This window comes from Bacillus sp. JZ105, assembly GCF_053903125.1.
Window position 1 is genome coordinate 3,098,527 of record NZ_CP096387.1, and the last position, 24,945, is coordinate 3,123,471.

General features: G+C 41.6%; 31 protein-coding genes and 1 other RNA gene. 7 read left to right on the forward strand and 25 right to left on the reverse strand.

The window, feature by feature from the left end:
* Nucleotides 1-17 precede the first annotated feature (17 nt).
* The 7 genes from M1D81_RS16020 to M1D81_RS16050 form a co-directional block, all read right to left on the reverse strand.
* Nucleotides 18-1,295, reverse strand: a complete 1,278-nt coding sequence (locus M1D81_RS16020; protein ID WP_024426051.1) for a cation:dicarboxylate symporter family transporter — start codon at nt 1,293-1,295, stop codon at nt 18-20.
* Between the two features lie 331 nt (nt 1,296-1,626).
* A complete protein-coding gene (locus tag M1D81_RS16025; protein WP_456266377.1) occupies nt 1,627-1,761 on the reverse strand; it encodes a hypothetical protein in 135 nt (44 codons plus the stop codon).
* Nucleotides 1,758-4,193, reverse strand: coding sequence for a heavy metal translocating P-type ATPase (locus M1D81_RS16030; RefSeq protein WP_456266376.1), 2,436 nt, complete (start codon nt 4,191-4,193; stop codon nt 1,758-1,760). Before M1D81_RS16030 ends, M1D81_RS16025 begins: the two co-directional genes overlap by 4 nt.
* Nucleotides 4,194-4,273: 80 nt before the next feature.
* Nucleotides 4,274-4,480, reverse strand: coding sequence for a copper chaperone CopZ (copZ, locus tag M1D81_RS16035; RefSeq protein WP_024423475.1), 207 nt, complete (start codon nt 4,478-4,480; stop codon nt 4,274-4,276).
* Between the two features lie 72 nt (nt 4,481-4,552).
* Entirely contained in the window at nt 4,553-4,858 is a 306-nt protein-coding gene (locus tag M1D81_RS16040) for a metal-sensing transcriptional repressor (protein ID WP_012011272.1), read from the reverse strand.
* 106 nt (nt 4,859-4,964) lie between these two features.
* Entirely contained in the window at nt 4,965-5,357 is a 393-nt protein-coding gene (locus M1D81_RS16045) for a DUF6376 family protein (RefSeq protein WP_456266375.1), read from the reverse strand.
* Nucleotides 5,358-5,677: 320 nt separating this feature from the next.
* Nucleotides 5,678-7,279: a histidine kinase N-terminal 7TM domain-containing diguanylate cyclase gene (locus tag M1D81_RS16050; RefSeq protein WP_456266374.1), complete on the reverse strand. Its 1,602-nt coding sequence runs from the start codon at nt 7,277-7,279 to the stop codon at nt 5,678-5,680.
* A 317-nt stretch (nt 7,280-7,596) separates the two neighbouring features.
* Between M1D81_RS16050 and M1D81_RS16055 the strand changes: the two genes are divergently transcribed.
* Nucleotides 7,597-7,758, forward strand: coding sequence for a hypothetical protein (locus M1D81_RS16055; RefSeq protein WP_456266373.1), 162 nt, complete (start codon nt 7,597-7,599; stop codon nt 7,756-7,758).
* A gap of 92 nt (nt 7,759-7,850) precedes the next feature.
* Here M1D81_RS16055 and M1D81_RS16060 read toward each other — a convergent pair whose 3' ends face one another.
* The 9 genes from M1D81_RS16060 to M1D81_RS16100 all read right to left on the reverse strand — a co-directional run bounded on the left by M1D81_RS16060 (nt 7,851) and on the right by M1D81_RS16100 (nt 14,550).
* A complete protein-coding gene (locus M1D81_RS16060; RefSeq protein ID WP_034623883.1) occupies nt 7,851-8,420 on the reverse strand; it encodes a hypothetical protein in 570 nt (189 codons plus the stop codon).
* Nucleotides 8,421-8,427: 7 nt separating this feature from the next.
* Nucleotides 8,428-8,901 carry a hypothetical protein gene (locus M1D81_RS16065; RefSeq protein WP_456266372.1) on the reverse strand — a complete coding sequence of 158 codons (474 nt, stop codon included), beginning with the start codon at nt 8,899-8,901 and terminating at the stop codon, nt 8,428-8,430.
* A gap of 296 nt (nt 8,902-9,197) precedes the next feature.
* Nucleotides 9,198-9,560, reverse strand: a transfer-messenger RNA (tmRNA) gene (gene ssrA / locus M1D81_RS16070).
* A gap of 174 nt (nt 9,561-9,734) precedes the next feature.
* Nucleotides 9,735-10,205, reverse strand: a complete 471-nt coding sequence (gene smpB / locus M1D81_RS16075) for an SsrA-binding protein SmpB (RefSeq protein WP_012011279.1) — start codon at nt 10,203-10,205, stop codon at nt 9,735-9,737.
* A gap of 139 nt (nt 10,206-10,344) precedes the next feature.
* A complete protein-coding gene (gene rnr / locus M1D81_RS16080) occupies nt 10,345-12,687 on the reverse strand; it encodes a ribonuclease R (RefSeq protein ID WP_456266371.1) in 2,343 nt (780 codons plus the stop codon).
* Between the two features lie 19 nt (nt 12,688-12,706).
* Nucleotides 12,707-13,453: an alpha/beta hydrolase gene (locus tag M1D81_RS16085; protein ID WP_024423480.1), complete on the reverse strand. Its 747-nt coding sequence runs from the start codon at nt 13,451-13,453 to the stop codon at nt 12,707-12,709.
* Between the two features lie 124 nt (nt 13,454-13,577).
* Entirely contained in the window at nt 13,578-13,811 is a 234-nt protein-coding gene (secG, locus tag M1D81_RS16090) for a preprotein translocase subunit SecG (RefSeq protein ID WP_456266370.1), read from the reverse strand.
* Nucleotides 13,812-13,996: 185 nt separating this feature from the next.
* Complete coding sequence (locus tag M1D81_RS16095) at nt 13,997-14,287, reverse strand: AbrB/MazE/SpoVT family DNA-binding domain-containing protein (RefSeq protein ID WP_456266369.1); 291 nt, start codon at nt 14,285-14,287, stop codon at nt 13,997-13,999.
* 29 nt (nt 14,288-14,316) lie between these two features.
* Nucleotides 14,317-14,550: a helix-turn-helix domain-containing protein gene (locus tag M1D81_RS16100; RefSeq protein WP_024426059.1), complete on the reverse strand. Its 234-nt coding sequence runs from the start codon at nt 14,548-14,550 to the stop codon at nt 14,317-14,319.
* 154 nt (nt 14,551-14,704) lie between these two features.
* On the opposite strand from M1D81_RS16100, the gene M1D81_RS16105 reads away from it, so the two are divergent.
* The 3 genes from M1D81_RS16105 to M1D81_RS16115 all read left to right on the forward strand — a co-directional run bounded on the left by M1D81_RS16105 (nt 14,705) and on the right by M1D81_RS16115 (nt 16,043).
* Nucleotides 14,705-15,109 carry a helix-turn-helix domain-containing protein gene (locus M1D81_RS16105; RefSeq protein ID WP_456266368.1) on the forward strand — a complete coding sequence of 135 codons (405 nt, stop codon included), beginning with the start codon at nt 14,705-14,707 and terminating at the stop codon, nt 15,107-15,109.
* Nucleotides 15,110-15,239: 130 nt separating this feature from the next.
* A complete protein-coding gene (locus M1D81_RS16110; protein ID WP_456267099.1) occupies nt 15,240-15,641 on the forward strand; it encodes a helix-turn-helix domain-containing protein in 402 nt (133 codons plus the stop codon).
* An 81-nt stretch (nt 15,642-15,722) separates the two neighbouring features.
* Entirely contained in the window at nt 15,723-16,043 is a 321-nt protein-coding gene (locus tag M1D81_RS16115) for a winged helix-turn-helix transcriptional regulator (protein ID WP_024423485.1), read from the forward strand.
* Nucleotides 16,044-16,126: 83 nt separating this feature from the next.
* Here the strand turns inward: M1D81_RS16115 and M1D81_RS16120 are convergent, their stop codons facing one another.
* Genes M1D81_RS16120 through M1D81_RS16135 form a run of 4 tightly spaced genes read right to left on the reverse strand, consistent with a single transcriptional unit; the run spans nt 16,127 to nt 19,584 of the window.
* Nucleotides 16,127-16,816 (reverse strand): ABC transporter permease, encoded by a 690-nt coding sequence (locus tag M1D81_RS16120; protein WP_024423486.1) that lies wholly within the window; start codon nt 16,814-16,816, stop codon nt 16,127-16,129.
* Between the two features lie 21 nt (nt 16,817-16,837).
* Entirely contained in the window at nt 16,838-17,755 is a 918-nt protein-coding gene (locus M1D81_RS16125) for an osmoprotectant ABC transporter substrate-binding protein (RefSeq protein ID WP_034621488.1), read from the reverse strand.
* 13 nt (nt 17,756-17,768) lie between these two features.
* Nucleotides 17,769-18,422 (reverse strand): ABC transporter permease, encoded by a 654-nt coding sequence (locus tag M1D81_RS16130; RefSeq protein ID WP_025094045.1) that lies wholly within the window; start codon nt 18,420-18,422, stop codon nt 17,769-17,771.
* Between the two features lie 13 nt (nt 18,423-18,435).
* Nucleotides 18,436-19,584 (reverse strand): betaine/proline/choline family ABC transporter ATP-binding protein, encoded by a 1,149-nt coding sequence (locus M1D81_RS16135; protein ID WP_076840049.1) that lies wholly within the window; start codon nt 19,582-19,584, stop codon nt 18,436-18,438.
* 268 nt (nt 19,585-19,852) lie between these two features.
* Between M1D81_RS16135 and M1D81_RS16140 the strand changes: the two genes are divergently transcribed.
* Entirely contained in the window at nt 19,853-20,389 is a 537-nt protein-coding gene (locus M1D81_RS16140) for a GbsR/MarR family transcriptional regulator (RefSeq protein WP_024423490.1), read from the forward strand.
* Nucleotides 20,390-20,443: 54 nt separating this feature from the next.
* On the opposite strand, the gene M1D81_RS16145 is transcribed toward M1D81_RS16140, so the two are convergent.
* Nucleotides 20,444-21,076 carry a MarC family protein gene (locus M1D81_RS16145; protein WP_024426066.1) on the reverse strand — a complete coding sequence of 211 codons (633 nt, stop codon included), beginning with the start codon at nt 21,074-21,076 and terminating at the stop codon, nt 20,444-20,446.
* A 118-nt stretch (nt 21,077-21,194) separates the two neighbouring features.
* Here M1D81_RS16145 and M1D81_RS16150 point away from each other — a divergent pair, with 118 nt between their 5' ends.
* Nucleotides 21,195-21,659 (forward strand): hypothetical protein, encoded by a 465-nt coding sequence (locus tag M1D81_RS16150; protein ID WP_456266367.1) that lies wholly within the window; start codon nt 21,195-21,197, stop codon nt 21,657-21,659.
* A gap of 15 nt (nt 21,660-21,674) precedes the next feature.
* Entirely contained in the window at nt 21,675-22,139 is a 465-nt protein-coding gene (locus tag M1D81_RS16155; protein ID WP_456266366.1) for a GNAT family N-acetyltransferase, read from the forward strand.
* Nucleotides 22,140-22,164: 25 nt separating this feature from the next.
* On the opposite strand, the gene M1D81_RS16160 is transcribed toward M1D81_RS16155, so the two are convergent.
* Genes M1D81_RS16160 through M1D81_RS16175 form a run of 4 tightly spaced genes read right to left on the reverse strand, consistent with a single transcriptional unit; the run spans nt 22,165 to nt 24,944 of the window.
* Complete coding sequence (locus tag M1D81_RS16160; RefSeq protein WP_456266365.1) at nt 22,165-22,446, reverse strand: hypothetical protein; 282 nt, start codon at nt 22,444-22,446, stop codon at nt 22,165-22,167.
* Nucleotides 22,446-22,811 (reverse strand): hypothetical protein, encoded by a 366-nt coding sequence (locus M1D81_RS16165; protein ID WP_456266363.1) that lies wholly within the window; start codon nt 22,809-22,811, stop codon nt 22,446-22,448. The genes M1D81_RS16160 and M1D81_RS16165 overlap by 1 nt, the downstream gene beginning before the upstream one ends.
* Nucleotides 22,808-24,205 (reverse strand): hypothetical protein, encoded by a 1,398-nt coding sequence (locus M1D81_RS16170; protein ID WP_456266362.1) that lies wholly within the window; start codon nt 24,203-24,205, stop codon nt 22,808-22,810. The genes M1D81_RS16165 and M1D81_RS16170 overlap by 4 nt, the downstream gene beginning before the upstream one ends.
* Entirely contained in the window at nt 24,177-24,944 is a 768-nt protein-coding gene (locus M1D81_RS16175; RefSeq protein ID WP_456266361.1) for an ATP-binding cassette domain-containing protein, read from the reverse strand. Before M1D81_RS16175 ends, M1D81_RS16170 begins: the two co-directional genes overlap by 29 nt.
* Between the last annotated feature and the right edge of the window lies 1 nt (nt 24,945).

Consider the following 24,945-nt stretch of genomic DNA (forward strand, 5'->3'; position numbering starts at 1 on the left):
TGAAAAGATCTCCTTTTTTACGCTGCTTTTGTTTGTTGTTTTAATTCCTCAATATACTTCTTCGATTTCTCTTGATCAAATACTTTTTCCCACTTAGACATGACAATGGCTGCAAGTGAGTTACCAAATACGTTCACTGTTGTACGAACCATGTCAAGAAGTCGGTCGATCCCAACGATGAAGGCAAGTCCTTCAAGCGGCAGTCCCATAGCACCAAGAGTTGTGATGACAACAACAATTGATGCACCTGGTACACCAGCCATTCCTTTAGATGTCAGCATTAAAATTAATAGTAACGTAATTTGCTCATAGATGGAAAGCGGCATGCCGTACATTTGTGCAACAAATATCGCAGCAATGGATTGATAGATGGCACTTCCATCTAAGTTAAAGGTGTAGCCTGTTGGAATAACGAACGACGTGATCGCTTTCGGGCAGCCGAACTTCTCCATTTTGTCCATTAATCTAGGCAGTACAGCTTCTGAACTTGCTGTTGAGAATGCAAGAATGATTTCTTCTTTTAATACTTTAAATAGTGTAAAGACGCTTGTTCCAGCCATTTTCGCAATAATGCCAAGTACAACAATGACGAAGAATGCCATTGTACCGTAAACGACAAGTACCAGTTTGCCTAGCGGGAGAAGCGCTCCGACCCCGAATTTGATCACCGTCACACTGATGAGCGCGAATACACCAAATGGTGCAAACTTCATCACTTTATTGGTCACCCAGAACATCGCTTCGAGTATACCTTCAAAGAATCCTAATACTGGTTTTCCTTTGTCTCCAACTGCGGCAATTCCTAATCCGAATAAGACTGTAAAGAAGATGGTTGGTAATAAATCACCTTCTGCAATGGATTGGAAAACGTTTGTCGGTACAAGATGCACCAGCGTTTCAGAGAAAGTCGCTTTTTCAGAAGAAGCCTTAGATGTCTCTTCATATTTAGAGATATCGCCTTTCTCCATGTTGCTCATATCAATTCCTGTACCAGGATGGAACAAGTTTGCTGCAAGCAGTCCAACTGCTAATGCAATCGTTGTCACAATCTCGAAGTAAAGAATGGTTTTTCCACCGAGTCTTCCGATCGTTTTCATATCTCCAACACCTGCAACTGCTACAATCAATGCAGCAATAACAATTGGAAGAACGATCATTTTAATTAAATGGATGAATATATCGCCAATCGGCGTTAACACATTAATAACGGTTTCATTTTGATAAAACAGCGCTCCCACGACAACACCCAGAACAAGTGCAATGAGTATTTGAGAAGCTAACCCTAACTTTTTCATACGTGAACCCCCTTTTTTTGATAACGCTTTCTTTGTTGCTTAATCGCATCTTAACGACGAACCTACAAAAAACGACAAAAAGGAACAAAAAGAAGTGAATTTTTTATGAAAAATCTTTAAAAAGGTGGGTTTTTCCACAATATTGTAAAAAAAAGACTTCGCTTTTGGCGAAGTCTCAGAATATATAGACAACGTGATAGAAAACCTTTGCAGTCTAGGAAGGACGAGTACCGGCGCGGAGCGAATTTGACATTCGTGAGCACCGGCACGCAGGCCTGACACCGAATGCGAGGGTTTGTCTACACGCTGAGACTTTGCTTTTGGCGAAGTCTTAATGATTTTGCATCTGTTCACTTGGTGGATGTTGATTTGGAAAAAATTCATCATAAATCGTATATCCAATAAGCACAAGAGCAACATAGAACAATGCACTAACGGTCCAAATCCATTTGACATTCAGCTTCATTCTGCCACTCCCTCTCTAACTGGCTTCAATCGCTGCAATTTGAGCGCATTCAGCACAACGGACACGGAGCTAAAGGCCATCGCCGCTCCTGCAAGCCATGGTGCAAGGAAACCAAATGCAGCGATCGGTATCCCAATACAGTTATAGGCAAGCGCCCAAAATAGGTTTTGTTTAATGTTTCTCATTGTTTTTTGACTAAATTCCAGCGCATCTGCAATGGCATGGAGATCTCCCGTCATGAGCGTAATATCTGCTGCTTCCATGGCAACGTCTGTCCCTGTTCCCACAGCCATCCCAATATTCGCTGTTGCAAGAGCTGGGGCATCATTGATACCGTCTCCGACCATGGCGACTTTCTTTCCCTGTTCCTGAAGCGCTGCAATGTGAGCCGCTTTTTCTTCTGGCAGCACTTCAGCAATGACATGATCAATGCCCGCCTGTTTCGCAATCGCCTCTGCTGTTAGTTTATTATCACCTGTCATCATCACAACGTGAATCCCCTGCTCTTTTAGACGAGCGATGGCTTGTGGAGAGGATGATTTGATTGTATCTGCGACCGCGACAATGCCGGCGACTTCGCCGTCAATCGCAACAAGCATAGCCGTTTTCCCTTGCTCCTCCAGCATTGTGACAGATGCTTCAATTTGCTCATATCGGATATGATGTTTCTGTAATAGCTTACGCGTTCCAATCAAAAGCTTGTGTCCTGCTGCCTTTGCTTCAATTCCATGACCTGGATTTGCTTGGAACGCTTCAACCTCGACCGCTTCAAGACCTCGTTCCTTCATACCGTCTGTGATCGCCCGGGCAAGCGGGTGTTCCGACTGCTGTTCTGCCGAGCCTGCTAGCTGCAGCAGCGTATCTTCTGTCCAGTTGGCATATGCCAGTACATCTGTCAGACTAGGCTCTCCTTTTGTCACAGTCCCTGTTTTATCTAACACGACCGTGTCGAGTGATTGAGTCACTTCTAAATGCTCTCCGCCTTTAAACAGAATGCCCGATTCAGCCGCACGGCCGCTGCCAGCCATAATAGAGGTTGGTGTCGCAAGGCCGAGCGCACACGGACATGCGATGACAATGACGGCTATAAAGGTTTCAAGTGCTGACGTCACATTTCCTGGATCAACAAAGAAAAACCATATGAGGAATGTGAGCACAGCAATTCCTACAACAATAGGAACAAATATCCCTGATATTTGATCTGCCATTCTTTGAATCGGTGCCTTTGAGCCCTGCGCTTGTTCTACGACTCGGATAATCTGTGAAAGCGCGGTCTCTTTCCCGACTTTAGTCGCTTTTATTTTGATGAATCCATTTTTATTGATCGTTGCCCCAATGACCATATCTCCTGCTGTTTTATCAACAGGCAGACTTTCTCCTGTAATCATGGACTCATCTATTGCGGTTGTCCCCTCTATGATTTCTCCATCTACCGGCACTTTTTCCCCGGGTTTGACAAACACAAGATCATTCACTTTCACGTCAGAAATAGGCACAGTCATCTGTTTGCCATCCCGCTCGATAACCGCTTCTTTCGCCTGTAAGCCCATCAGCTTTTGAATCGCTTCTGATGATCTTCCTTTCGCTCTTGCTTCCATTAATTTTCCGAGCACGATCAACGTAATGAGGACAGCACTTGTTTCATAATAGAGGGCTGCCTCATGTGTGCCTTGTACCGCTGACTGAATGCTTTCATATAAACTATAGAAAAACGCGGCAGATGTCCCAAGTGCGACAAGAACATCCATGTTGGGACTTTTATTTCTTAAAGCCTTATACGCACCTACATAAAAGGGCCAGCCGACTATGAACTGCACCGGCGCTGCTAACGCCAGCTGTACCCATGGATTCATAAACGCTTCTGGCAGCCAAATAAAGGACGTAAAAGAAAAATGGCTGACCATTGCCCAAAGAAGCGGCAGTGATAAAATCATCGAGAATAAAAAGCGTGCCGTTTGCTTTTCTATTGCAGCTTGCCGGTGATCTTTTTTTCCTTCCTCCGCTTGATCTGCATCTGGTTCTATTAAAGAATACCCAATAGACTGCACCGCATCTTTTATGTCATTTGTAGACGTTTGGCCCGGATGATATGTGACCTGAAGTGTCTCAAGGGCAAAGTTTACAGACCCGTGATCGACACCGTCCATTCGGTTAATTTTTTTCTCGATTCGGTTTGCACAAGCTGCACAGGTCATTCCCTCTATATCAAATTCTGCTTGCTCCATCACCACATCATAGCCAAGAGATTGAACTTTCCGCTTCAAATCATCTGGTGTTAGCTGCTCTGCCTCATAAATGATATGAGAAGTTTCAAGCGCCAAATTCACACTGGCATCCTCCACACCTTCCAGCCTATTCAATCCCTTTTCGATGCGGCCTGCACAGGCAGCACAGGTCATCCCCGTAATTTGAAAATCAATTTCCTTTTTCATTGATCTCACCTCTCCACATACTCCATGGGGGTATTATATTTTGAAAAAAATACGTGCTGTTTTGCAGCACGTATACTTATTTATACAACATCATATCCCTGTTCCTCAATCACATCGGAGATACGGTGTAACGTGACTTGATCCGGGTGAAATGAAACCTCCACCTGTCCTTTGTCTAAATGGACTTTCACAGATTCAACACCTGCTAATTCTCCTACATTTCCTTCGACTGCTTTCACGCAATGTCCGCAAGACATGCCCTGCACTTGAAGTGTTGCTTGTTCCACTTCTCATCGCCTCCATCAATCATTTTCTACAATTTACTATACCCTAGTAGGGTATCAATGTAAACATAAATGCTACGATTTTGTCAGTTTCGTAAAGACCGTCATTAACTCTTCAATGGCTTCATCCCCATTGCCGCTCTTGATAGCATCTGCAACACAATGATGTGTATGCTTTTCCATCAAATGAAGACTGACTTTTTTCAAAGCCGCATTGACTGCGGAGATTTGATTTACAACATCTATACAGTAACGATCGTTTTCAATCATTTGCTGAATCCCGCGAACTTGTCCTTCCACTCGTTTCAAGCGATTGATCAATTGATCCTTTTCCTTTTCGGCTCTAGGCGAAGCCATATGTCTTTCTTCATGTTCTGTCATGTGATCACCTTTTTTCCATTATGACTTGTCTTTACCTAAATTAAAGCATATCTCCACCGGAAAAGGCAAAGATATGCTGAGCACCGCATATAAAGCGTTGTTTGTCCTAATTTGTTAATTGTTCGATATCCTGCAAAAGATTGATAGATTGTTGAAGCTGTTTCATCAATCCCTGCTGATCCTCCAGTATGGCGGCAGCATCGATATCGCCTGCTTTCAATTGCTGTATATACGTTTGAATCTCCTCTGACAGCACTTTATTTTTTTCAATGATTTGTGCATGAAGGTCTTCTGCCATTTTTGGCACTGTGACGTCATTAAAATCTTGAATATCTGCCTTCAATGATTCAAGCTGCTGCGTTAATTCTGCCTTTTTGGCGGCGTTTTGTACAGCTTCTTCAGCGAGCTTTGGAAATTCCTCTGTAAATTGCTGAATGTCCGTCACATAGTCATTCGCCTCAGTAACATATGTTGTTGTATCGTTGACCTGATCAAGCAAGCCGGAGCACCCGCTTCATACAAGCATTCCGGAAAACAGGCAAGCCATTACGTATTTTTTCAAGATCGATCATCCTTTCATCTGTCGGATTAAAAGCATCATTTGTTCCGCTTCCCTATCACACAGATGCAAAAAGACCTTAAAAATAGCCAGACCTTTGCCTCATGTGTGATAGGCAAAGGTCTGGCTAACATTGTTCATGCCGGAATGGCCGAGAAACAACGGATGTTTCTGTAATGACGACCAAACCGTAAAAGCTACTCCCCTTTAGGAAACCGGTTCAAATGTTATGTTTATCATATCGAATGTCAGGACAACAGTCAATTCGGAAGATCCTGCTCTTGATACAGCACATGGCCCTTACCAGTTGATGCGTAAATCCGGTTCCTTCCTTGGCGTTTTGACATATACAAGGCCTGATCCGCTTCAAATAGAAGTGTCTCTAATACACAAAGATCATTGGCTGTATGAGCAATTCCAAAGCTCGCTGTCACTCGCACTTTTTCCTCATCATTCGTAAAGAAACTCACTTCAAACGAATGTCTGATTTGTTCCGCAATATGACAAGCCTCTTTAAATGACTGATGCGGCAGACAAATGGCAAACTCTTCTCCTCCATATCGTCCAAATAAATCATCCATTTGTAAATGCTGCTGACAAATAGAGACAACATGACGAAGCGCTTCATCCCCGATATGATGTCCGTGTGTGTCATTGATTTGTTTAAAGAAATCAATATCAAACAGCATAACAGCCGTATCCTGTGCATCCTCTTCCAGGATCATCTGCGTTCGTTCGATGAAAGAAGAACGATTGAAAATATTCGTCAAACCATCGATATACGCACGACGCTCCAGCTCTTCCTGCAGCAAACGCTGCTCTGTTACATCACTGATCACAATTTGCCTGCCCTCAACCTCTCCTCTTCTATTAAATAGCGACGAAGCAGTTAGATGATAATAATAGGACTGGTCTTTTTCCTTTTTCCACATTAAATCATATTGCGAATGATCCTGCGGAGAGCGCAGCCATTGAATGAACGCTGAATCTTTGATGATTGCTGAGAAAATATCGTCGATTTTATGGCCAATTCCCTTTTTATTCGCAAGTGCTGGAATGATCAATGCAGCAGCGGGATTGTAATCAATGAGTGTCCGATATCGATCTAAAATCAGAACCCCTTCAGACATATGCTCAAACACACGCTCCATTGCTATGGGAGACAGCTTAAAGAGCTGGAACGACATAATTACCCATAAATAGAGTGCGTTGGTGATAAACATCACCACAGGAACCGGATCAATATGAAAAGGAGTGACGCCTAATAAATAAATAAAAGAAGTCAAAATTGGTAATGAGATTCCCACTAACAGTACGAGAATCTGCTTTAAATATTCTTTTTTTGTGACACGTAAAAACCAAAGCAGCATAAAAATAGCAAGCACCGAACAGCCAAACGTATAAACGCCATGAATGATATACCAATAGCCAATCGTAAAATCAGCCAATAAAAACCCATCTACTGGATTCATCGTGATGCTTCGATAAAAGAGTGAATGTAAAGAGTTGGTGAACACCATAATGGTTGTGAGAGTTGGAATCAATAAGATGAGAAGCACGCGGCGCTTTGTGAAATATTGATGGAATCCCGTAAATTGCAGCACAATCAACAGACTGAGCGGTGCAATAAACGGAAGACCTATGTATTGAAAACAAACCCAGAACATGATTTCTCCAGGGGTACGAGCCAATAATTCAAACGTATGCCCAAAGATATAAATCGCAGTTGCTCCAGACATGTACATAAACAATTGACAGCCAATATATCGATGGCGGTTTGCATGAGCAATGATTGATAATATCACGGACAGAATGCCAGAAACACTCATGATCACAATAAAATGTAAAACAATCGAATCCATGTAAACGCCCCAATTTCAGTTATTTAGAACTAGTCTAATCTTACTATATATGAGGACGTCACAAATGGGAAGATGTGATTTTGAATTGGTTGGAGGTTTTTTGTAAAATTTCAGGCGTCATCGGTTCGTGATTCCTTATATTTTCACTACTTTTTGCTTAATTTGAGGGAGAAGTATGTTGCGTTCGGAGAAATATCTGTACAATGTGGGGATGAATGGAGAGGAGACTCGAAAGGAATATGACTTTTTGAATGATTATGACGGGGCTGTTTATACTGATTCTTTTAGAAAAACCGTTTAAAAAGAGAAGTTCTGGATTGTTATTTTTGATCAGTTATTTACTGCTGATTGCGGTTTATGTGATTCAGACAACGTTTGTAAAACTTATGCCGGATGGATTTTTGATGATGATTGCGGTGGTTGTCGTTTTTCCTTTGTTTGTTCGGTTGGTGCAGTCTTCTTTGAGAAACCGTACATAATAAAAGAGATGCCAGATCTGACATCTCTTTTTCTGCTCTGAACCAAGTTCGGTTTATGATCCTTTAAGAGGTTCCAGCATTATTTTTCTAAATCAAGGTTTTGAATTATCTTTTGTTGTATTTTTAGCTTTCTCATCTTCAATTTTACTAACCTCTGCTTTTGCAAGAACCATCTCTTCTAATGCTTTCTTCATCCTAGAATCTATGAAATTCAAATCATCACCGTCTACCTTATCTTGCTTGGCAACCTTTAAAATATCTTTGAAAATCGGCTCTAAGTTGTCATCTGTTTTCACTAAGTAACTATTTACCTTTTTATACGTATCTGGAACTTTGTTTTCATTTTCTTTGGCTTCGTTAAGTAATTCTCGCAGACTATCAATTTTCTTCTCAAGTTCACTAGCCCATTCTTTATCATAAACATCATCCATTGGAACTAATGAAAAAAAGAAAGGCATAATTCTATCTTCAAAACGTTTTAAATACCCCTTATACCATGCAGCATATTCTTTATCGGTCATCTTTTCAATTTTTTCTTGTTTTACCGGCGTTTTATTTGACGATGAACCGTTTGCTGCTTCATTTTTACCGCATGCTGTGCTCAGCATCAATGTAAATACTAGAAGAAATATTGAAAGCATTGTCCTTTTGTTTGTCTTCATGTGTGAATTACTCCTTATCCTTTGAGACTTTTTCTACTTCGTCATCGGCTTTGGCTGTTTGATCGTATGCTTTGTCGAGTCTTTTCGAAATGTTATTCAGTGATTCAAGATCAAGATTTTCAAGTGCTTTCGGTGTTTCTTCTACGGCATATTGATATCCTTTGTTTGCTTTTAGCAAATACTCATGTGCTTTTTTATAAGCACCAGGAACGTTTTTCTTTTCATTACCCTCATCAATGACTTTTTGTACATCAAAAAGTGACTTCTCGACAGATCCAAGCCATTCATCATTACCTGCATCAATTGCCACCATCTTTTTAGCAAACGCAAACATTGTGTCTTCAATATCACTTCTGTAATTCTCATACCACTCGGCGTATTCTTTTTCTGCCTTTTGATTGCTGCACGCTGTACCGAATACCATCAGCACGGCAAGCATAATCATCGTGGCGAATAGTGATTTAGTCTTTACTTTGTTCACTGAGATAAACTCCTTCTGCATTCCTGCTGTTATTTTCAGGCCTTAAGTTTAATAAATTCACCCACTAATATATGGTGTAACATCCCTACATTTCATCGGTTAAAAGATGGTTATATTTAGCTATTCATTCAAATTATTAGTAAAAAATTCGCATTTGGCTTTTCTGTTAAAAAATTAAAAAAGCATAAAAAAAACGCTATCAATAGCGTCTTCTTTTATTTAATCTAAATATTTCATGTTGCCAGACCCGCATCAAGGGCTTTAAAACCCTTGATGCGACTGCATTCTAAAAGTTTTGATGGAGACGGTGGGAGTCGAACCCACGTCCAGAGACATCGATTACTTAAGCGTCTACGAGCGTAGTCAACATATTTCGTGTTCACTCATCCGCATGCCTGCTGACGGGCGCTTGGAGAGCTAGTCTGATGGATCTCTTCTTACGTCCTCAGACGGAAACGTAAGCGTAGCCTACTTCATTGGGCTCCTCACAGACACATAGGCGATGTCAGGAAGAGCTCGCTGCGCTTATTAGGCAGCTAGTGCTAAGTTTTGGTTAAAACTTTTAGTTTTGCCAGTTACATTTAAGTGCGTGTTAACGAGATCGCCTCTCGGCTCGCAGCCTAAGCTCGAACCATCCCTGTCGAATCCGTAACGTCCCCTTGTAAAAGGGATATACGGGATGGAAGTTCAGCTTCACTGCTTCCGTATATAACTATTATAACAATCTCACTGCTCGAAACAACTGGTGGTTTCTGTCAAAACAGCGTTGATTGTTTACTGCATAACATATTGTAGCATAATGCTTCCGCTCTCAGCAAGCTATCAGCATCAGGCTAGAATTGCTTTTGACGATCGCGGAAGGCACGTTCGATTTCACGTTTTGCATCTTTTTTCTTCAAATCTTCACGCTTATCGTATTTCTTCTTCCCTTTTCCGATTCCAATCAGCACTTTGGCAAAGCCATTTTTCAAATAGAGTTTCAGAGGCACAAGTGAATAGCCTTCTTCCTTCGTCGCACCAATCAATTTGCTGATTTGCTTGCGATGAAGAAGCAGCTTTCTCGTTCTCAGCGGATCATGGTTATAACGGTTCCCCTGCTCGTATGGGCTCACATGCATGTTATGAAGGAACACTTCTCCTCGCTCGATTTTGGCAAAGGAATCTTTTAAATTCACTTTTCCAGCACGAATCGATTTGATTTCAGTTCCTTGCAACACAAGACCAGCTTCATACGTTTCTTCTATAAAGTAATCATGATTTGCTTTTTTGTTTTGGGAAACAACCTTTCCCTCTCCCTTTGGCATTGGCGTACACCCTCCTTTTGACACAAACACGGTCCAAATCGTACGGATTATTTTATCAAACAATCCAGCATTAGACAATGCTGACGCCATGTGGTCAAAAAGCAAATAGAGCGTGATGCCCTATTTGCTTTTTGGCACGTTACTTTTTCTTTTTGCGTTTTTGTTTCGGTGCGTTTTCAAATACGCGTTTTTTCTTTTTCTTCTTTTTACGGCTTGTGAACCAGTCACTTCCGCTTTTATCCTCTTTGCCTTTTTCCCCAGAGGCTTTTTGACCTCCACGCCCTCTTTTCGCTGGTGGATCTGTCCGTTTTTTGAACTTGAAATCTTTTGGTGATTTACGGCGAGTACCCTTCATCCCGACGATTTCAAAATCAATTGAGTGCTCATCTTTATTGACATTCACGACTTTGACAGTGATTTCATCACCGATATGGTAGACATTTCCTGTACGTTCACCGATCATAGCAAAGTGCTGTTCATCAAAACGATAGTAGTCGTCAGTCATGTAGCTGACATGGACAAGACCTTCTATTGTATTCGGCAGTTCAACGAATAGTCCGAAGTTCGTCACAGAACTAATCATGCCATCAAACTCTTCACCGATTTTATCAAGCATAAACTCGGCCTTTTTCAGGTCATCTGTTTCACGCTCTGCATCGACTGAGCGGCGCTCCATTGTAGATGCATGATCTGCGATTTCAGGCAGCAGCTGGCCCCATTTTTCTAGGGTCGCTTCATCTGTCTTTTTCTGAATTAAATAGGTTCTAATTAGTCTATGCACGATTAAATCCGGGTAACGGCGGATCGGAGATGTGAAGTGTGTATAGAATTCCGTTGATAATCCAAAATGGCCAATGCTTTCTGGATCATACTTCGCCTGCTTCATAGAGCGAAGCATCACAGTTTGAATGACGACTTCTTCTGGTTGATCCCTGACAGCATCGAGGACACTTTGAAGTGCGCGCGGGTGAATGTTCGTTGACGTCCCTTTCACAATGTAACCAAACGTCGTCACGAACTCTAAAAAGCGCTGAAGTTTCTCAGGATTTGGTTCTTCGTGAATTCGGTAAATGAACGGAACATTCATCCAGTGGAAATGCTCTGCAACCGTTTCGTTTGCAACAAGCATGAATTCTTCAATTAATTTCTCTGCAACGGAACGCTCACGAATGACAACGTCTTTCGCAGCGCCTTCATCATCTACAAGTACTTTTGCTTCCTTGAAGTCAAAGTCTACAGCTCCGCGCTCCATTCGTTTGTCACGAAGAATCTCTGCAAGCTTCTCCATCTCTTGGAACATCGGCACGAGCGGCTCATATTTGTTTAGAAGCTCTTCATCTTGGTCGACTAAAATCTTATTCACATCGGAATAGGTCATTCTCTCTGTCGTTTTGATCACACTTTGGAAAATCTCATGTTTGACGACTTTCCCGTTACGATCAATAACCATTTCACAAGACAGGGTGAGACGATCGACCTTTGGATTTAATGAACAAATACCGTTTGACAAACGATGCGGAATCATCGGAATGACGCGGTCGACGAGATACACACTCGTTCCACGTTCATAAGCTTCCTGATCAATCGGAGAATTCTCTGTGACATAATGAGAAACGTCTGCAATGTGCACGCCAAGCTTATATTTGCCATCATCCAGCTTTTGCACGGTTACGGCATCATCTAAGTCCTTTGCATCTGCACCGTCAATCGTCACAATCGTTTCATTGCGCAAGTCGCGTCTGCCTTCAAGGTCTTTTTCATCAATCGTTTCAGGTGTGTCTGCTGCCTGCTGAAGTGCTTCTTCTGGGAACTCACCTGGCAGACCGTGTTTATGAATGATCGACAATATATCAATGCCAGGGTCATTTTTATGACCGAGGATTTCAGTCACTTCACCCTCTGCACTCATTCTTCCTTCAGGGTAGCTTGTCAGCGTCACAACGACTTTATGACCTTCGACCGCGCCGTTTTTAGCGGATTTCGGAATGAAGATATCGTTTGTGATTTTTTTATCATCAGGAATGACAAAGCCAAAACTTTTCGTTTCTGTATAGGTACCGACAACCGTCTGAGTATTACGCTCGAGAATGCGGATAACCGTTCCTTCTTTTTTCGTGCCGTTTGATTTGTGGCTGACACGCACCATGACGGTATCACCATTCATCGCTGTGCCTAACTCGTTTGGCGGAATGAAAATATCATCCTGTCCAAACTCTTCTGGCGTTACAAATGCAAATCCTTTTGCATGAGCAGACAGCTTTCCTTTTACCAAATTCATTTTTTCTGGTACACCGTAACGGTCGCTGCGCGTGCGAACGATGAGCCCTTGATCCTCCAGCGTCACAAGTGCTTTGACGAGTTCTTTATAATCATCAGGATTGGTAATCTCCATCATGACTTCCAGCTCTTGAACGGTTAACGGTTTATACGCCTCTTCTTTCATAAAAGCGAGTAATTCATCCATAAATTCTTCTTTTTGCACACTCTAACCCCCTATATATTTAAATTGACCAATCAAGTGATTCTAAGAATGCATAGACATCCTGGTGAACCTTCTCCCGCTCTTTATCAAGCGTGATGACATGGCCTGATTCTTCATACCATTTCAAATGCTTATCATCTGTCTCTACTTCGTTATAAATGATATTCGCACTGTCTGTATTAATCATATGATCGTGACGTGCCTGCACAACAAAAGTAGGTGAATAGATCATGTCGACATTGTTTCTAACATCTGCAATCAGTTCTTGCAGGCTCCTCAGTGTATCCATTGGTGTTTTCTTGAACGCTTCCATTTCTTGTTCAATTTGATCCTCTGACTTACCCTCAAATTTCTTATAGTTACGGGCATAATCTAGTACACCCTGGTACATGACTTCTTCACTTTTTATGTACATAGGTGCACACATAGGTACAATTCCCTTTACAGGTACAGTGTAACCTAATTTCAATGAAAAAACTCCTCCGAGGGATAGTCCGCAAACCGCAATCTCTTCATAACCCTCATCTTTTAAGAATTGATAGCCTTCTTCTACATCTTTCCACCAGTCAGCCGGGCCTGTATGGACAAGCTCTTCTGGCGGCACACCGTGTCCTTTATATTGAGGTGCATGGCATGTATATCCTCTTTCGTTCAAATAACGGCCAAGCATTCGAACATCGGCTGTATTCCCAGTAAAACCGTGAAGAAGAAGCACCGCCTTTTCTCCACCTTTAAACGTAAATGGTTTTGGTGTAACAACTTTCATGATGTGACTTCCTTTCCTTCTGATATGGTTTATATTTTCCACTTGTATGTATGAAACAAACACAAAAGAGTGCTGATAATAAAAAAAGGTCTGAAAAAAGATCAGACCTTCTGTTACTCGCGCTTTACACGCCTAAATATGCCAATGCAAGTGTTAAGATGAAGAAAAGCACTGACAAAATAACCGTTAACCGGTGAAGAATCAAGTCAAGGCCTCTCGCTTTTTGCTTACCGAAAAGCTGCTCGGCTCCACCTGAAATAGCGCCTGACAGTCCAGCACTTTTACTTGATTGTAGTAATACAATGATGATAAGTGCGATACTGACAATTACGAGTAATGTGATAACAAATGCGTGCATGAAAACACCTCCAGACAAACTGGTACACATAACTTTATTTTACATGAAAACAAGGTGCATGTCACGAAACATCAAAATAAAGATTTCCTATATATTGTCGACTTGGTTCGTTATTTTGATACAATTTTGTTCCAAAGTGCTGATTGCAGCATTTTTATATGCAATTTTCGGTTAAAAACTCAATTTTAATGATTTGCTTCTTCCTTCAATAGCTGTTTTAATTCTACTAACAAACGTTCAGCTCCTTCAGGACTCAGCATCACGTTCCCATTTCCATAGCTTTTGTTGTACTTCGTCACTTGTCCCGTCAGCAGGCAGCTCTTATCTGCATCATATTTTTTCAGCATAATGGTTTGATCTTCAATGAAAATTTCTAACAGCTGCTCTTCTTTAATATTGAGTACCTTGCGCATTTCTGAGGGCAGAACAATTCTGCCGAGAGAATCAATGTGTCTGACCATCCCAGTCCTTTTCAATGACATTTCCTCCTTGATGATGATATCATTTATTGACTTTTGTCAATATCTTCATAGTAAAATAGATCTTCAAATTTTTTATCAAAGTAATGAATCATTTTGCCAATGACAAGCTGTCCCGGTTTTCGGTGACCATTTAATACCCTGCTAAGTGTGGCAGGAGAGATGCCAATTTCATCAGCGAGCTGATTTAACGACATATCGTTCTCGATCATATACTGCATGACAAAAGCCCGCCTGATCTGAATCTTTTCGACCATCATTACAACCTCCTATGGAATCATTATGTACAACATGTAAGGCTCTCACATCAAGCAGATTCATTAACTTATGTCAACACTTTTCCCCCTCTGCTATTTCCTTTGGTCAATGATCATACTAAAATAAGTCATATACTGAAATGTGAGGTTCGATGTCATGAATCACTTTGGTGAACAATTACGCATTTTAAGAGAAAATAGAAAAATGTCGGTCAATCAGCTTGCCATGTATTCAGGTGTAAGCGCTGCTGGTATTTCTCGTATTGAAAATGGAAAGCGCGGTGTGCCAAAGCCTTTAACCATAAAAAAATTAGCACACGCCTTGAAGGTGCCTTATGAGGATTTAATGCTGCTTGCCGGTCATATTGAACAGGAACAAGTTCATGAAATGAAACCAAAATATGAGTCCATGTTAAAAATCTATCAAACGGCGCTTCAAAAGGATGTAGAACATCTCCCCATTTTTGACGGGGACAAATGGGAAAAGCTCTCCGCACAAGACATCAGCCAGCTGAATGAATACTTTCTCACGCTCATCAACCAAAAAAAGGCGAACAAATAGCGGGGCATAACCCTAATGTACATCCACCATTAACTAATGTCAATATTTTCATGGTGCACTTATTGCCAATAGTCAACAAATCAAGTAAAATAGACTTATCGAATCTATAACCATGTGAGGTTTTGCGTTGATGAACTTTGGTGCATATTTAAGAGCATTACGTGAAGAAAAGAAGCTGTCAGTGAACCAATTAGCGATGTATTCTGAGGTCAGCGCTGCCGGTATTTCTCGTATTGAAAACGGGAAACGCGGCATTCCGAAACCTCCTACGATTAAAAAACTAGCTGGTGCGTTAAAGGTACCTTATGAAGACATGATGCAGGCTGCGGGCTATATTGAGGAGGCCTCTTCTGTCCATCAGCACGAGAAAGATGATCTTTCTTTATCCAAAATAAAGGAAGCCGCAGCGCAATATGAACTTGATGATCTCGAAATATTTGATGGTGACATATGGTCGACCCTTTCGAAAAAAGAAATAGAGGACCTCAACCGCTATTTGTTATTTATGTTAAACAGCCGGTCGTCCTCATAAATGTTTTCATCATTGACAAGCTTTTTGCGCCGATTTATGACAGATTTACGGTATAATGGGTTCAGATTGGAGTGAAGAAAGATGAATCAATCTGACATGTGCCCGCGGTTTGAAAAAGCAGTTGAGTTATTGAGTAAACGCTGGGTGGCACTGATTGTTTTTCAGCTTCTCTCAGGTCAGCAGCGCTTTAGCGAAATTGAGGCGGCTCTGACAAATTTAAGTGGAAGAGTTTTATCTGAGAGATTAAAAGAGCTGGAGGCAGCAGGTATTGTAAAACGGGAGGTTTTTGCTGAAACACCCGTGCGCATTGAGTATTCTTTAACAGATATGGGGCGTTCACTTGCACCCGTTTTTGAGGAAATTGCGAAGTGGTCCTCTGAATGGATCACACTTGAATCATAAAATACCAGCATGCAAACCGCCTGATCATCATAAAACAACCTCCCTTACAGATGTAAGGGAGGTTTTGTCTTTTCAACCGCTTTTTATGCAGATGTGATGTTTTTTTCAGCTAACGCTTTTCTTTCTTTTTTCTTGTTTGTCGGGCTTAAATAGCGTTCGAGCCAGCCCATGACGAGGTCAGCCATAATAGCCATAAGCGCAGTTGGAATCGCACCTGCTAAAATGATAGCTGTTCCGTTTGTGGCGTTTGATCCTCTGATGATGATATCACCAAGACCTCCCGCGCCCACAAATGTTCCAATCGCTGTAATACCGATGGCAATGACCAGTGCGGTTCTTAAACCAGCCATAATGACTGATAAAGCAAGCGGTAATTCAACCATTCTCAGCACTTGCCATTTCGTCATGCCCATCGCTTTACCTGATTCTAAATAGGCATGTTCAATGCTGACAATGCCTGTGTATGTGTTTCGGATGATCGGCAGAAGCGAATATAGAAAGAGTGATAGAATGACTGTATTTGCGCCAAGTCCTAATACAAGCATCAACACAGAAAGCATCGCTAATGCCGGTATCGTTTGAATGACGTTGGTAACGGCGAAGATCCAATTGCTCAGCTTGCGGTAATGCGCCACAAAGATGCCTACTGGAATCCCGACAATTGCCGCAAACAACACCCCATACGCCGACATGAGAAAATGGCGATAAAATTCTTCTAACACATATGACCCGTTCTGCTGATAATACGTCCATAATTGCTGCAGTGTGTCCATCAGCCGTGACACCTCCCCATCTTACTCAAAGTAATTGTGTTTTTTCAGGAAATTCTTCGCAACGGTTGCTGGTTCTTGAAGCTCCCCGTCGACTTGATAGTTCAGCTCTTGCATTTGTTCTGTATCGATTTTTCCGATCAGCCTGTTGATCACCTTATCAAGCCCTGGATTTTCTTTTAAGACTTTCTCCGGGACTACTGGTGATGCATCATACGGCGGGAAGAACCGTTTATCATCTTTTAAGATTTTGAGGTTATAGGCTTTGATGCGTCCATCTGTTGAATAGGCAAGCACAATATCCATTTTTTCATTTTTTAATGCATCATAGACTAAACCAATCTGCATCGGATATGTGCTGCCAAATTTGATTCCGTATGTTTTCACAAATCCGTCATAGCCGTCGCCTTTCTTTTTGAGCCAAATATTATCGACACCAAATCGGTAATTGTTCGCATTCTTTTTCAAATCAGAGACCGTTTCTAACTTGTTTTCCTTCGCCATCTTCTGCGTCACAGCAAAGGCATACGTATTATCAAATCCATAAGAATCAAACCATTTATAATCATAGCGTTTTTTAAATTCTTTTTGGACGATCTCCATCGCACGCTCCGGGTCTTTTTCCGCATCCATTCCAAGCGTGCTTGTTAAATCCGTGCCTGAATATCTTGTCGCAGAAATGTCGACATCTCCGTTTTCCATTGCTTTCTGCTGCACAGTGTTGGAACCTAGGTTTTTCACAATGGTCGTCTTTTTATCTGTGTAATGTTCGATCATATCGCCAACCATATAGGCCATAATTTCTGATTCGGTAAAGTTTTGTGCTCCAATTCGCAGCGTGCCCCCTGAGGAGCCGGCTAGTCCAGGAAGTGAACAGCCGCTTATCAATAGCAAACATCCGGCAAGCAGTGCACTGATCCATGTTGTTTTTCGATTCTTCACATAAGCCAACTCCTTATGAAACTTCCTTCAATCCTTTTAAGCCTTCTGGTGTTACTTTTTTCTCCAGCTTCATTAATGATAGGTCGATGATGACTGCTAAAATTGTGACTGGTATCGCACCCGCAATAATAAATTCAGGCTGATACAGCTGAAGTCCAATTAAAATGTAGTCACCTAGACCGCCTCCACCGATAAAGGCTGCAAGTGTTGTCCAGCCAATCAAATATATCGTTGACGTTCTGACACCTGCCATAATGACCGGTACAGCAAGCGGGAGTTCAACAAGACGAATTTGTTCCCATGTTGTCATCCCGATTCCTTTACCGGATTCAAGCAAGTTTTTGTTCACACCTTGGACCCCGGCATACGTATTTCTTAAAATAGGTAAAACCGAATAGAAAAAGAGAGCAACGATTGCAGGTATTTTCCCAACCCCCAAAATAGGAATAAAAAAGGCAAGAATCGCTAAACTAGGGAGTGTTTGAAAGATATTCACGATACCGATGATAAAACCTGCGCCTCGCTTCATTCGTGTGAGTACCACACCTAAAGGAACAGCAACGATAATACCAAGCACAACAGCAATTAAGGAAATATATAAATGTTCCCACATTTTTGTGAGGAGTTCCCCACCATTTTTCTCTAGAAAGTCGATGATTTGATCCATGTGTACACCTCCCTTACTTCATTTCAGTGACAGCCGCCGGCGTATCGTCTCCCCAAATGGAGTCGTACACAACATCTACAAGACTTGCACGTGTCACAATGCCTTTTAAATGCCCTTCTGCATCCACAACCGGTACATATTTAATGCCGCGTATTAAGATTTTCCGGACAGTGTCTCTTAGAAGTGCGCCTTCTTGTACGGTATAGAACTCTGTATTTAAAATATCACCAACGAAAGCTGCTTTTCTGCGGTTCGCATCGATTGTTTCAATATCGATATAGCCTTTTAGCACATGATGTTCATCTACTACAAGCAAGGAATCGACCCGCTTTTCTCTCATGATGTAGATGGCATCTGTTAATGTTTTTTCAACTGTAACGGTGACTGGTGACGTGTTCATCATTTGTTCTACACGTTCCATATTCGGATTTGATTGAAGCAGACGTTCTTTGCCGATGAATTCTTCTACGAATTCATTGGCTGGGTTCCGCAGAATATCGTCAGGCGTACCTACTTGAACAATCTCTCCATCTTTTAAAATCACAATTCGATCAGCTAGTTTAATAGCTTCGTCCATGTCATGTGTGACGAATACGATGGTTTTATTTAATGTTTTTTGCAGTTTCTTAAATTCTTCCTGCAATGAATCTCGTGTGATGGGATCAAGTGCGCCAAACGGTTCATCCATGAGGATCAGAGGGGGTTCCGCTGCTAGTGCGCGAAGAACACCGATGCGCTGCTGCTGTCCTCCGCTGAGTTCATGAGGGTAGCGCTCTAAATATTCCGGTCCCATGTCGACAAGCTTCAGCAGTTCACGTGCCCGTTCTTTTCGTTTTTCTTCCGGCCATTTTAACAGCTTCGGAACAAGTGAAATGTTTTGTGCGATGGTCATATGGGGGAACAGTCCAATTTGCTGAATCACATAGCCAATTTCTCTTCTTAATTGAACTGGGTCTTTTTTCATAATGTTTTCTCCCTCGATGAAGATGTTTCCTGAGGAAGGTTCGATGAGTCGGTTGATCATCTTCATGGTTGTTGTCTTACCACAGCCACTCGGTCCAATAAAACAAATAAATTCTCCTTTTGCTATTTCTAAATCAATATTTTTGACAGCTTTTTTTCCGCCTTTATACGTCTTAGATACATTCTCTAGTTTCAGCAAATGAGACACCTCCATTAGTCGGATCAATATTTTCAGAAAATTTACACCTTATTTATTATAGTGCAAACTTTATAAAATAAAAAGTTTATGATGTGTTTGTATTGCATAACATTTATTTAAAATTTTCAGTTAACGGCCTGATAGATAGAGATCTCTCCTTTTTCCTCCAAATTACGAGCAAATACTCAATATTTATTGTTTTCATCAACAAACAGGTATATGATATATTGTGTTACAAATTGTCAGTCGTGAAGGGATGAATCGGGGAGTGGACAAGCAAGCGTTAGGCGCCATTCAAAAAGCACAGGATCATTATATTGAAAAAGCTGCCGAGAACATGAATGCCTTTGGTCTTTCTTCTACAGTGGGTAGAGTGCTTGGTATCATTCACATGAACCGTAAACCAATGACGCTTGGAGAGCTATCAGAGGCGACAGGCATGAGCAAAACGAGAATGAGTCAAGTCGTTCGAGAAATGCTTGATTTGAATATTGCGGAAAAGGTTTATGAAAAAGGAATACGTAAAGATCTATATGACGTTGAGCAAGATCAATACCAAACGTTTATTTCCTTGTTTGCAGCCAATTGGTCCCGAGTTGTCAGCAAAAACCGCAAGGCACATAAGAAAACGTGCAAGGAATTGCTGGAGCTGCTTGAACAGGACGACCTGCCAGAAGAGACAGAGAATAAAATCAATCTGCTTCTTTCAGAAATCAAGGAAAGTCTTGATTACTATGATTGGATTAGCCGCTTAATTGAATTCTTTGAAAGTGAAGAAGTGTTTAAGCATGTGCCGAAACCTTAAAAAAAGCTGTTTTATTTTACATCTTGTAGAAAAAAACAGCTTTTTTATATACACTTATTGCATAAACATTGGAAACATCCCTTTTAAGCCTGCGCCGATCATCTCAACTGCCACTACAGCAAGAATTAATCCCATTAACCGCGTCACGACATTCATCTCTGTTTTCCCCATTTTCCGCATAATGAAACTTGAATAATGAAAGGCATAAAAGGTCATTGCCAGAACGATGACAATGCCGATTAAAATCGTAAACATGTGAAGCATCCCTTGACTTCCCGGGGTTAAACTCATCACTGTAGCGATTGTACCGGGACCAGCGATGATCGGAATCGCCAGCGGCGTAACGGAAACATCCGCCTTTTCTTTGCTTTCTGCCTTTTCTTCAGAATGAGGATTTTGGACATGTGACTCCTTTGCATTCAGCAAATTGTAAGCGATACCAAAAATAAAAATACCTCCGGCGATACGGAGTGCATGAATATCGATCCCAAACAATTTGAAAATGAGCCTCCCTGCCAATAGAAAGGCAACCAAAATAATGAAAGAGACCACAATGGCTTTTTTGGCTGTCTGAGAGCGTTCTTTCTCTGTATATCCTTCAGTTAAGGTGATGAAAAGAGGCACGTTTCCAATAGGGTTTGATACAGCAAATAATGAGACCACGACATGAATCATAAAGGAAATCAACAGACACCCTCCTTTTTTCATAGTGTCTGCCAATCTGATGTGAATATTCCCTTGTGATGTTAAAACCTGTATATATTTAACCGATGATAATAAAGGTTTAAAGAAAGGGGAATGACACATGAAGAAAACGATCACCATCATCCTTCTATCTGTTGCGGTTTTAGGAGCAGCCGGCTGGATGGTTTGGCAGCAGCAGACCATCAAAGCAGCTGAGGAAAAACATCAGCAAGAAAGCAAAACGAACAATGAGCAGCTTTCGAAGTTAAAATCAGATCAAGCGGATATGAAGCATGAAAACGAAGATCAAAAAAAGAAACTGTCTACCATCACCAAAAAGCTCAAAAACGAAAAGAAAGCCTATCAAAAAGAAGTCAAGCAGCGTAAAGCACTTGAGGCAAAAATTGACCAGCTTCAAAAAGAGCTGACAGCAGCGAAAGCCACTGCTCAAGCGAATAAGCAGACTTCACAGGCTGCAAGGAAACCAACTGTTAAAAAAGACCCAAATGTCACCCACAATCCTCCCTCACAATGGGTACAGGATCAATATGATTGGGGTGTGAAACAAGGATATATTAAAGAATAGAAAGGATGAAAAAGCATGATACACATTCAGCCATTGTCAGGTGATCAATCCGTCCCTATGGATCTTTTACTCTTAGCTGATCCTTCCAAGGAAAAGGTTCTTACTTATGTGCAATCCGGCTCTTGTTATGCCGCGTATCATGAACAGGACGTGATTGGTGTCTATGTGCTTTTATCTCTGTCTCAGCAGACAGTTGAAATCATCAATGTCGCCGTGAAGGAATCATGGCAAGGAAAAGGAATTGGGAAGCAGCTGATCCGCCATGCCATTGCTGAAGCGAAAGCCGCCGGTTTTCAGACGGTTGAAATCGGCACAGGCAACTCGAGCATTCAGCAGCTCGCACTTTATCAGAAATGCGGCTTCCGCATGATTTCTATTGACCACGATTTCTTTCTTAAGCATTATGATGAACCGATTTTTGAAAATGGCATTCAGTGTATGGATATGGTACGGCTGTCACTCACTTTGCAAGCAGACTGATGTTTTGTTCCGTCCGTCTGCTTTTTTATGTTCTGCGTTTTTTTACCACATGCTTCACATATTGAATGAAGAAATAAAGCACGGCGCCAGCTAAAAAGCAGACCACACATCCAAAGAGCGTCGCCTCTGAGCTGAATTGATACTCTTCAATTTTCATGATATAAAATGGCATGCCAAACAATGTTGGGCTTGATTCAACATGATTGACCTCTAGCAGCAGTAAAAAAACAGGGGTCATAAACACAGCAAATACATACAGCATCGCAAGTGTTAAGCCGCTGGAAAACGAATGAAATACTTTGATCATCACTTTCTCTCCTTCATCTCTTTTAAACTGGCTGTGATATTTTTTCCGTCAGGACAAGCTGGATGCAGCATCACCGTATTCAGTAAAGAAAAAAACAACAGCTGATGACTGAACGGATGCTTCCATATCAAAAAAAGCACAAGCGAACAAAGCACCGGAAAGAGCGGCCCTGCCAGTGCCACCATCATATTGAAGCTCGGCCGGGCAAATGTTTCATGGACGACCGCCACATGCTTCCAATCAATCGTGACCACAAAATCAAAGGGCGGCCTTTTTTCGATTTTGTTACACACCATGATCATCAGCATATGACCGAGTTCATGTATCAGCACAACCATTAGGAAACTACACACAAGCTCTATCATCGCAAGACAGGCCTCTTTAACATGAACGTAGATATACAGATAAAAAATGCAAGTGAACCTAGCAGATAGGCGGTGGCAAGAAGATACACATCTGATGAAAGCCACTTCAATAAAAGCATATCGATAAAGCTGAATACAGCAATCATCATCACGATGACAAACAGTTTATTAAACTCACTGATCTTCACGATAAACCCTGTACAGGCCGCCATGGCAGTGATCAACAAAATGGACAAACTTGCGAGGCCATGCCCTTCACTTTCAATGCCTATCACCATAGATGCAAACCAAATAAACACAAAATATGTCAACAAATTAATGACGTAATAAAATAAAATTCTCGACAATAAATAAGTACTCTTTGATGTATTTAACATAAAGATGGCCCTTTGATTCATATGATATTCTCTGCCAATCATCAGCGGAAGCATGATCAATATTTCTTTTAATGCATACTGCACAATAAAGGCATACATCCAGCCGGTTTCTACTGGTGTAAAAACAAAAGGCAGCCCCGCCGTCAAACAAACGAGAAATAGAAACAAAATGCCCTGTTCTTTAAAAACAGCTGACCGGCTGAAATAGACCAATTCCTGCCGCAGGTGCGTCAGAAAGGAAGATTGAGTTCTGATTTTCTTGAAAGAAAACGACTTTACCTCTGTTTTCAGCTGCAAAAACATCCGATGGACATAAGAAGCCGCTAACCCCTTCAGCCATAGCCAGCCAGCGCTTAGAAGGATCACCAGAAATATGAGATAGACAGATGGCCATACGCGAATCATCTCCATTGCTTTTTTCAAAAGGAGAAACACCAATAGATTCAGCACCGCAAAGCCGAGCGTTTGCAGCAGCAAATGCTCTTTTGTTTTTGATACGAAATGGCTCACAGCAATCCGCATCACCATCCAAGAAGCAAGCGCAAGCAGCGCCAGTACACAGCAAGTCATGCATACAGCCGTTATCCAATACAGAGATGGCGTAACACCGCTGATCAAAAGGCCTAAGACAATCGGTAAAAAAAGCAGTCCTATCAGGAGAAAACAAAAGAGCATCGGAAAGAAATACACACAAAGGACAAATGGCACACTTTGTATCGCACTATTTAAAAAGTAGAATTGATATTCCTGGCGCTTTAATTTATTGCGGGATAACACAATACCTGCGCCTAAAAGTAAAAGTGTCATTTTCATCAATTGGAGGTATAGAGCATCCGGCTCACTTTCTCCCGCCTGCATGAAAAAGCGCAGGCTGATAACGACATATATCGCGTACATGAGCAAGAAAAAAGCCGCGGCTGCGAGAAGCTGTATAGGGTACTTTTTTGCGAGCTGCTTTCCTTTCGTTGTCAGCATTCCCCATTCTATTTTATGAAGAACGTGTCGTGTCCAGATCATTGAGCAACCTCTCCACCTGCATATAGTAATCTCGATTCACTTCTTTATAAATCTCTTCAAGTGCCTGATGAGGAAATGTCTGATTCGTTTCTTGGCGGGACATATCCAGCTTGACGTCCCCATTTCTTAAGATTATGAGATGATCATAAAGCGTATCACCAAAGCTCAAATGATGGGTTGAAATGAGAATGCCAGCGCCTTGATCTCTCAGCTTCATGAGCACCTTTTTTAAGATGATCATCATATCTGGATCAAGTCCGTTCGTTGGCTCGTCGAACACATAATAATCACATGGCCTGAGGAGCTGGGAAATGATCTGCGTTTTCTTTTGATTGCCATGAGACAGCTGAGCGATAGGCTGATCCATATACGAACCCAGCTCAAACAGATCAATGAACGTCTCCTCCCGAGTGACATCTTGCTCATTTGGCAGCTGAAGTAATTGAAAGTATTCCCTCGGTGATAAATAATCGAACAACGAATGCTCGTCAGGAATATAGGACACATGTTTTTTCAACAAGGAGATATGTTCTGAGGATTGAAGGTTCAGCTGTTTACCATGTAAAGTGACGCATCCTTTAAATGGCGTCAGCCCAAACATGGATTGGATTATCGTCGTCTTTCCCGCACCATTATGCCCCAAAAGCAGCAGCATCTGCCCTTTCTCGACATTCATTTGAATATTGCGGAGAGAGAAGGTGCGGCTATATGTTTTTTCTTTTAATCGTAATGTCAGCATC

Bases quoted from the DNA above. Each gene is read 5' to 3' on its own strand.
- M1D81_RS16020 (WP_024426051.1), bottom strand. From the start codon at position 1,295: ATGAAAAAGTTAGGGTTAGCTTCTCAAATACTCATTGCACTTGTTCTG.
- M1D81_RS16025 (WP_456266377.1), bottom strand. From the start codon at position 1,761: ATGAAGCTGAATGTCAAATGGATTTGGACCGTTAGTGCATTGTTCTAT.
- M1D81_RS16030 (WP_456266376.1), bottom strand. From the start codon at position 4,193: ATGAAAAAGGAAATTGATTTTCAAATTACGGGGATGACCTGTGCTGCC.
- M1D81_RS16040 (WP_012011272.1), bottom strand. From the start codon at position 4,858: ATGACAGAACATGAAGAAAGACATATGGCTTCGCCTAGAGCCGAAAAG.
- M1D81_RS16050 (WP_456266374.1), bottom strand. From the start codon at position 7,279: ATGGATTCGATTGTTTTACATTTTATTGTGATCATGAGTGTTTCTGGC.
- M1D81_RS16060 (WP_034623883.1), bottom strand. From the start codon at position 8,420: ATGAAGACAAACAAAAGGACAATGCTTTCAATATTTCTTCTAGTATTT.
- smpB (WP_012011279.1), bottom strand. From the start codon at position 10,205: ATGCCAAAGGGAGAGGGAAAGGTTGTTTCCCAAAACAAAAAAGCAAAT.
- M1D81_RS16085 (WP_024423480.1), bottom strand. From the start codon at position 13,453: ATGAAAGTTGTTACACCAAAACCATTTACGTTTAAAGGTGGAGAAAAG.
- secG (WP_456266370.1), bottom strand. From the start codon at position 13,811: ATGCACGCATTTGTTATCACATTACTCGTAATTGTCAGTATCGCACTT.
- M1D81_RS16100 (WP_024426059.1), bottom strand. From the start codon at position 14,550: ATGATGGTCGAAAAGATTCAGATCAGGCGGGCTTTTGTCATGCAGTAT.
- M1D81_RS16105 (WP_456266368.1), top strand. From the start codon at position 14,705: ATGAATCACTTTGGTGAACAATTACGCATTTTAAGAGAAAATAGAAAA.
- M1D81_RS16110 (WP_456267099.1), top strand. From the start codon at position 15,240: ATGAACTTTGGTGCATATTTAAGAGCATTACGTGAAGAAAAGAAGCTG.
- M1D81_RS16115 (WP_024423485.1), top strand. From the start codon at position 15,723: ATGAATCAATCTGACATGTGCCCGCGGTTTGAAAAAGCAGTTGAGTTA.
- M1D81_RS16120 (WP_024423486.1), bottom strand. From the start codon at position 16,816: ATGGACACACTGCAGCAATTATGGACGTATTATCAGCAGAACGGGTCA.
- M1D81_RS16130 (WP_025094045.1), bottom strand. From the start codon at position 18,422: ATGGATCAAATCATCGACTTTCTAGAGAAAAATGGTGGGGAACTCCTC.
- M1D81_RS16150 (WP_456266367.1), top strand. From the start codon at position 21,195: ATGAAGAAAACGATCACCATCATCCTTCTATCTGTTGCGGTTTTAGGA.
- M1D81_RS16155 (WP_456266366.1), top strand. From the start codon at position 21,675: ATGATACACATTCAGCCATTGTCAGGTGATCAATCCGTCCCTATGGAT.
- M1D81_RS16160 (WP_456266365.1), bottom strand. From the start codon at position 22,446: ATGATCAAAGTATTTCATTCGTTTTCCAGCGGCTTAACACTTGCGATG.
- M1D81_RS16165 (WP_456266363.1), bottom strand. From the start codon at position 22,811: ATGATAGAGCTTGTGTGTAGTTTCCTAATGGTTGTGCTGATACATGAA.
- M1D81_RS16170 (WP_456266362.1), bottom strand. From the start codon at position 24,205: ATGATCTGGACACGACACGTTCTTCATAAAATAGAATGGGGAATGCTG.
- M1D81_RS16175 (WP_456266361.1), bottom strand. From the start codon at position 24,944: ATGCTGACATTACGATTAAAAGAAAAAACATATAGCCGCACCTTCTCT.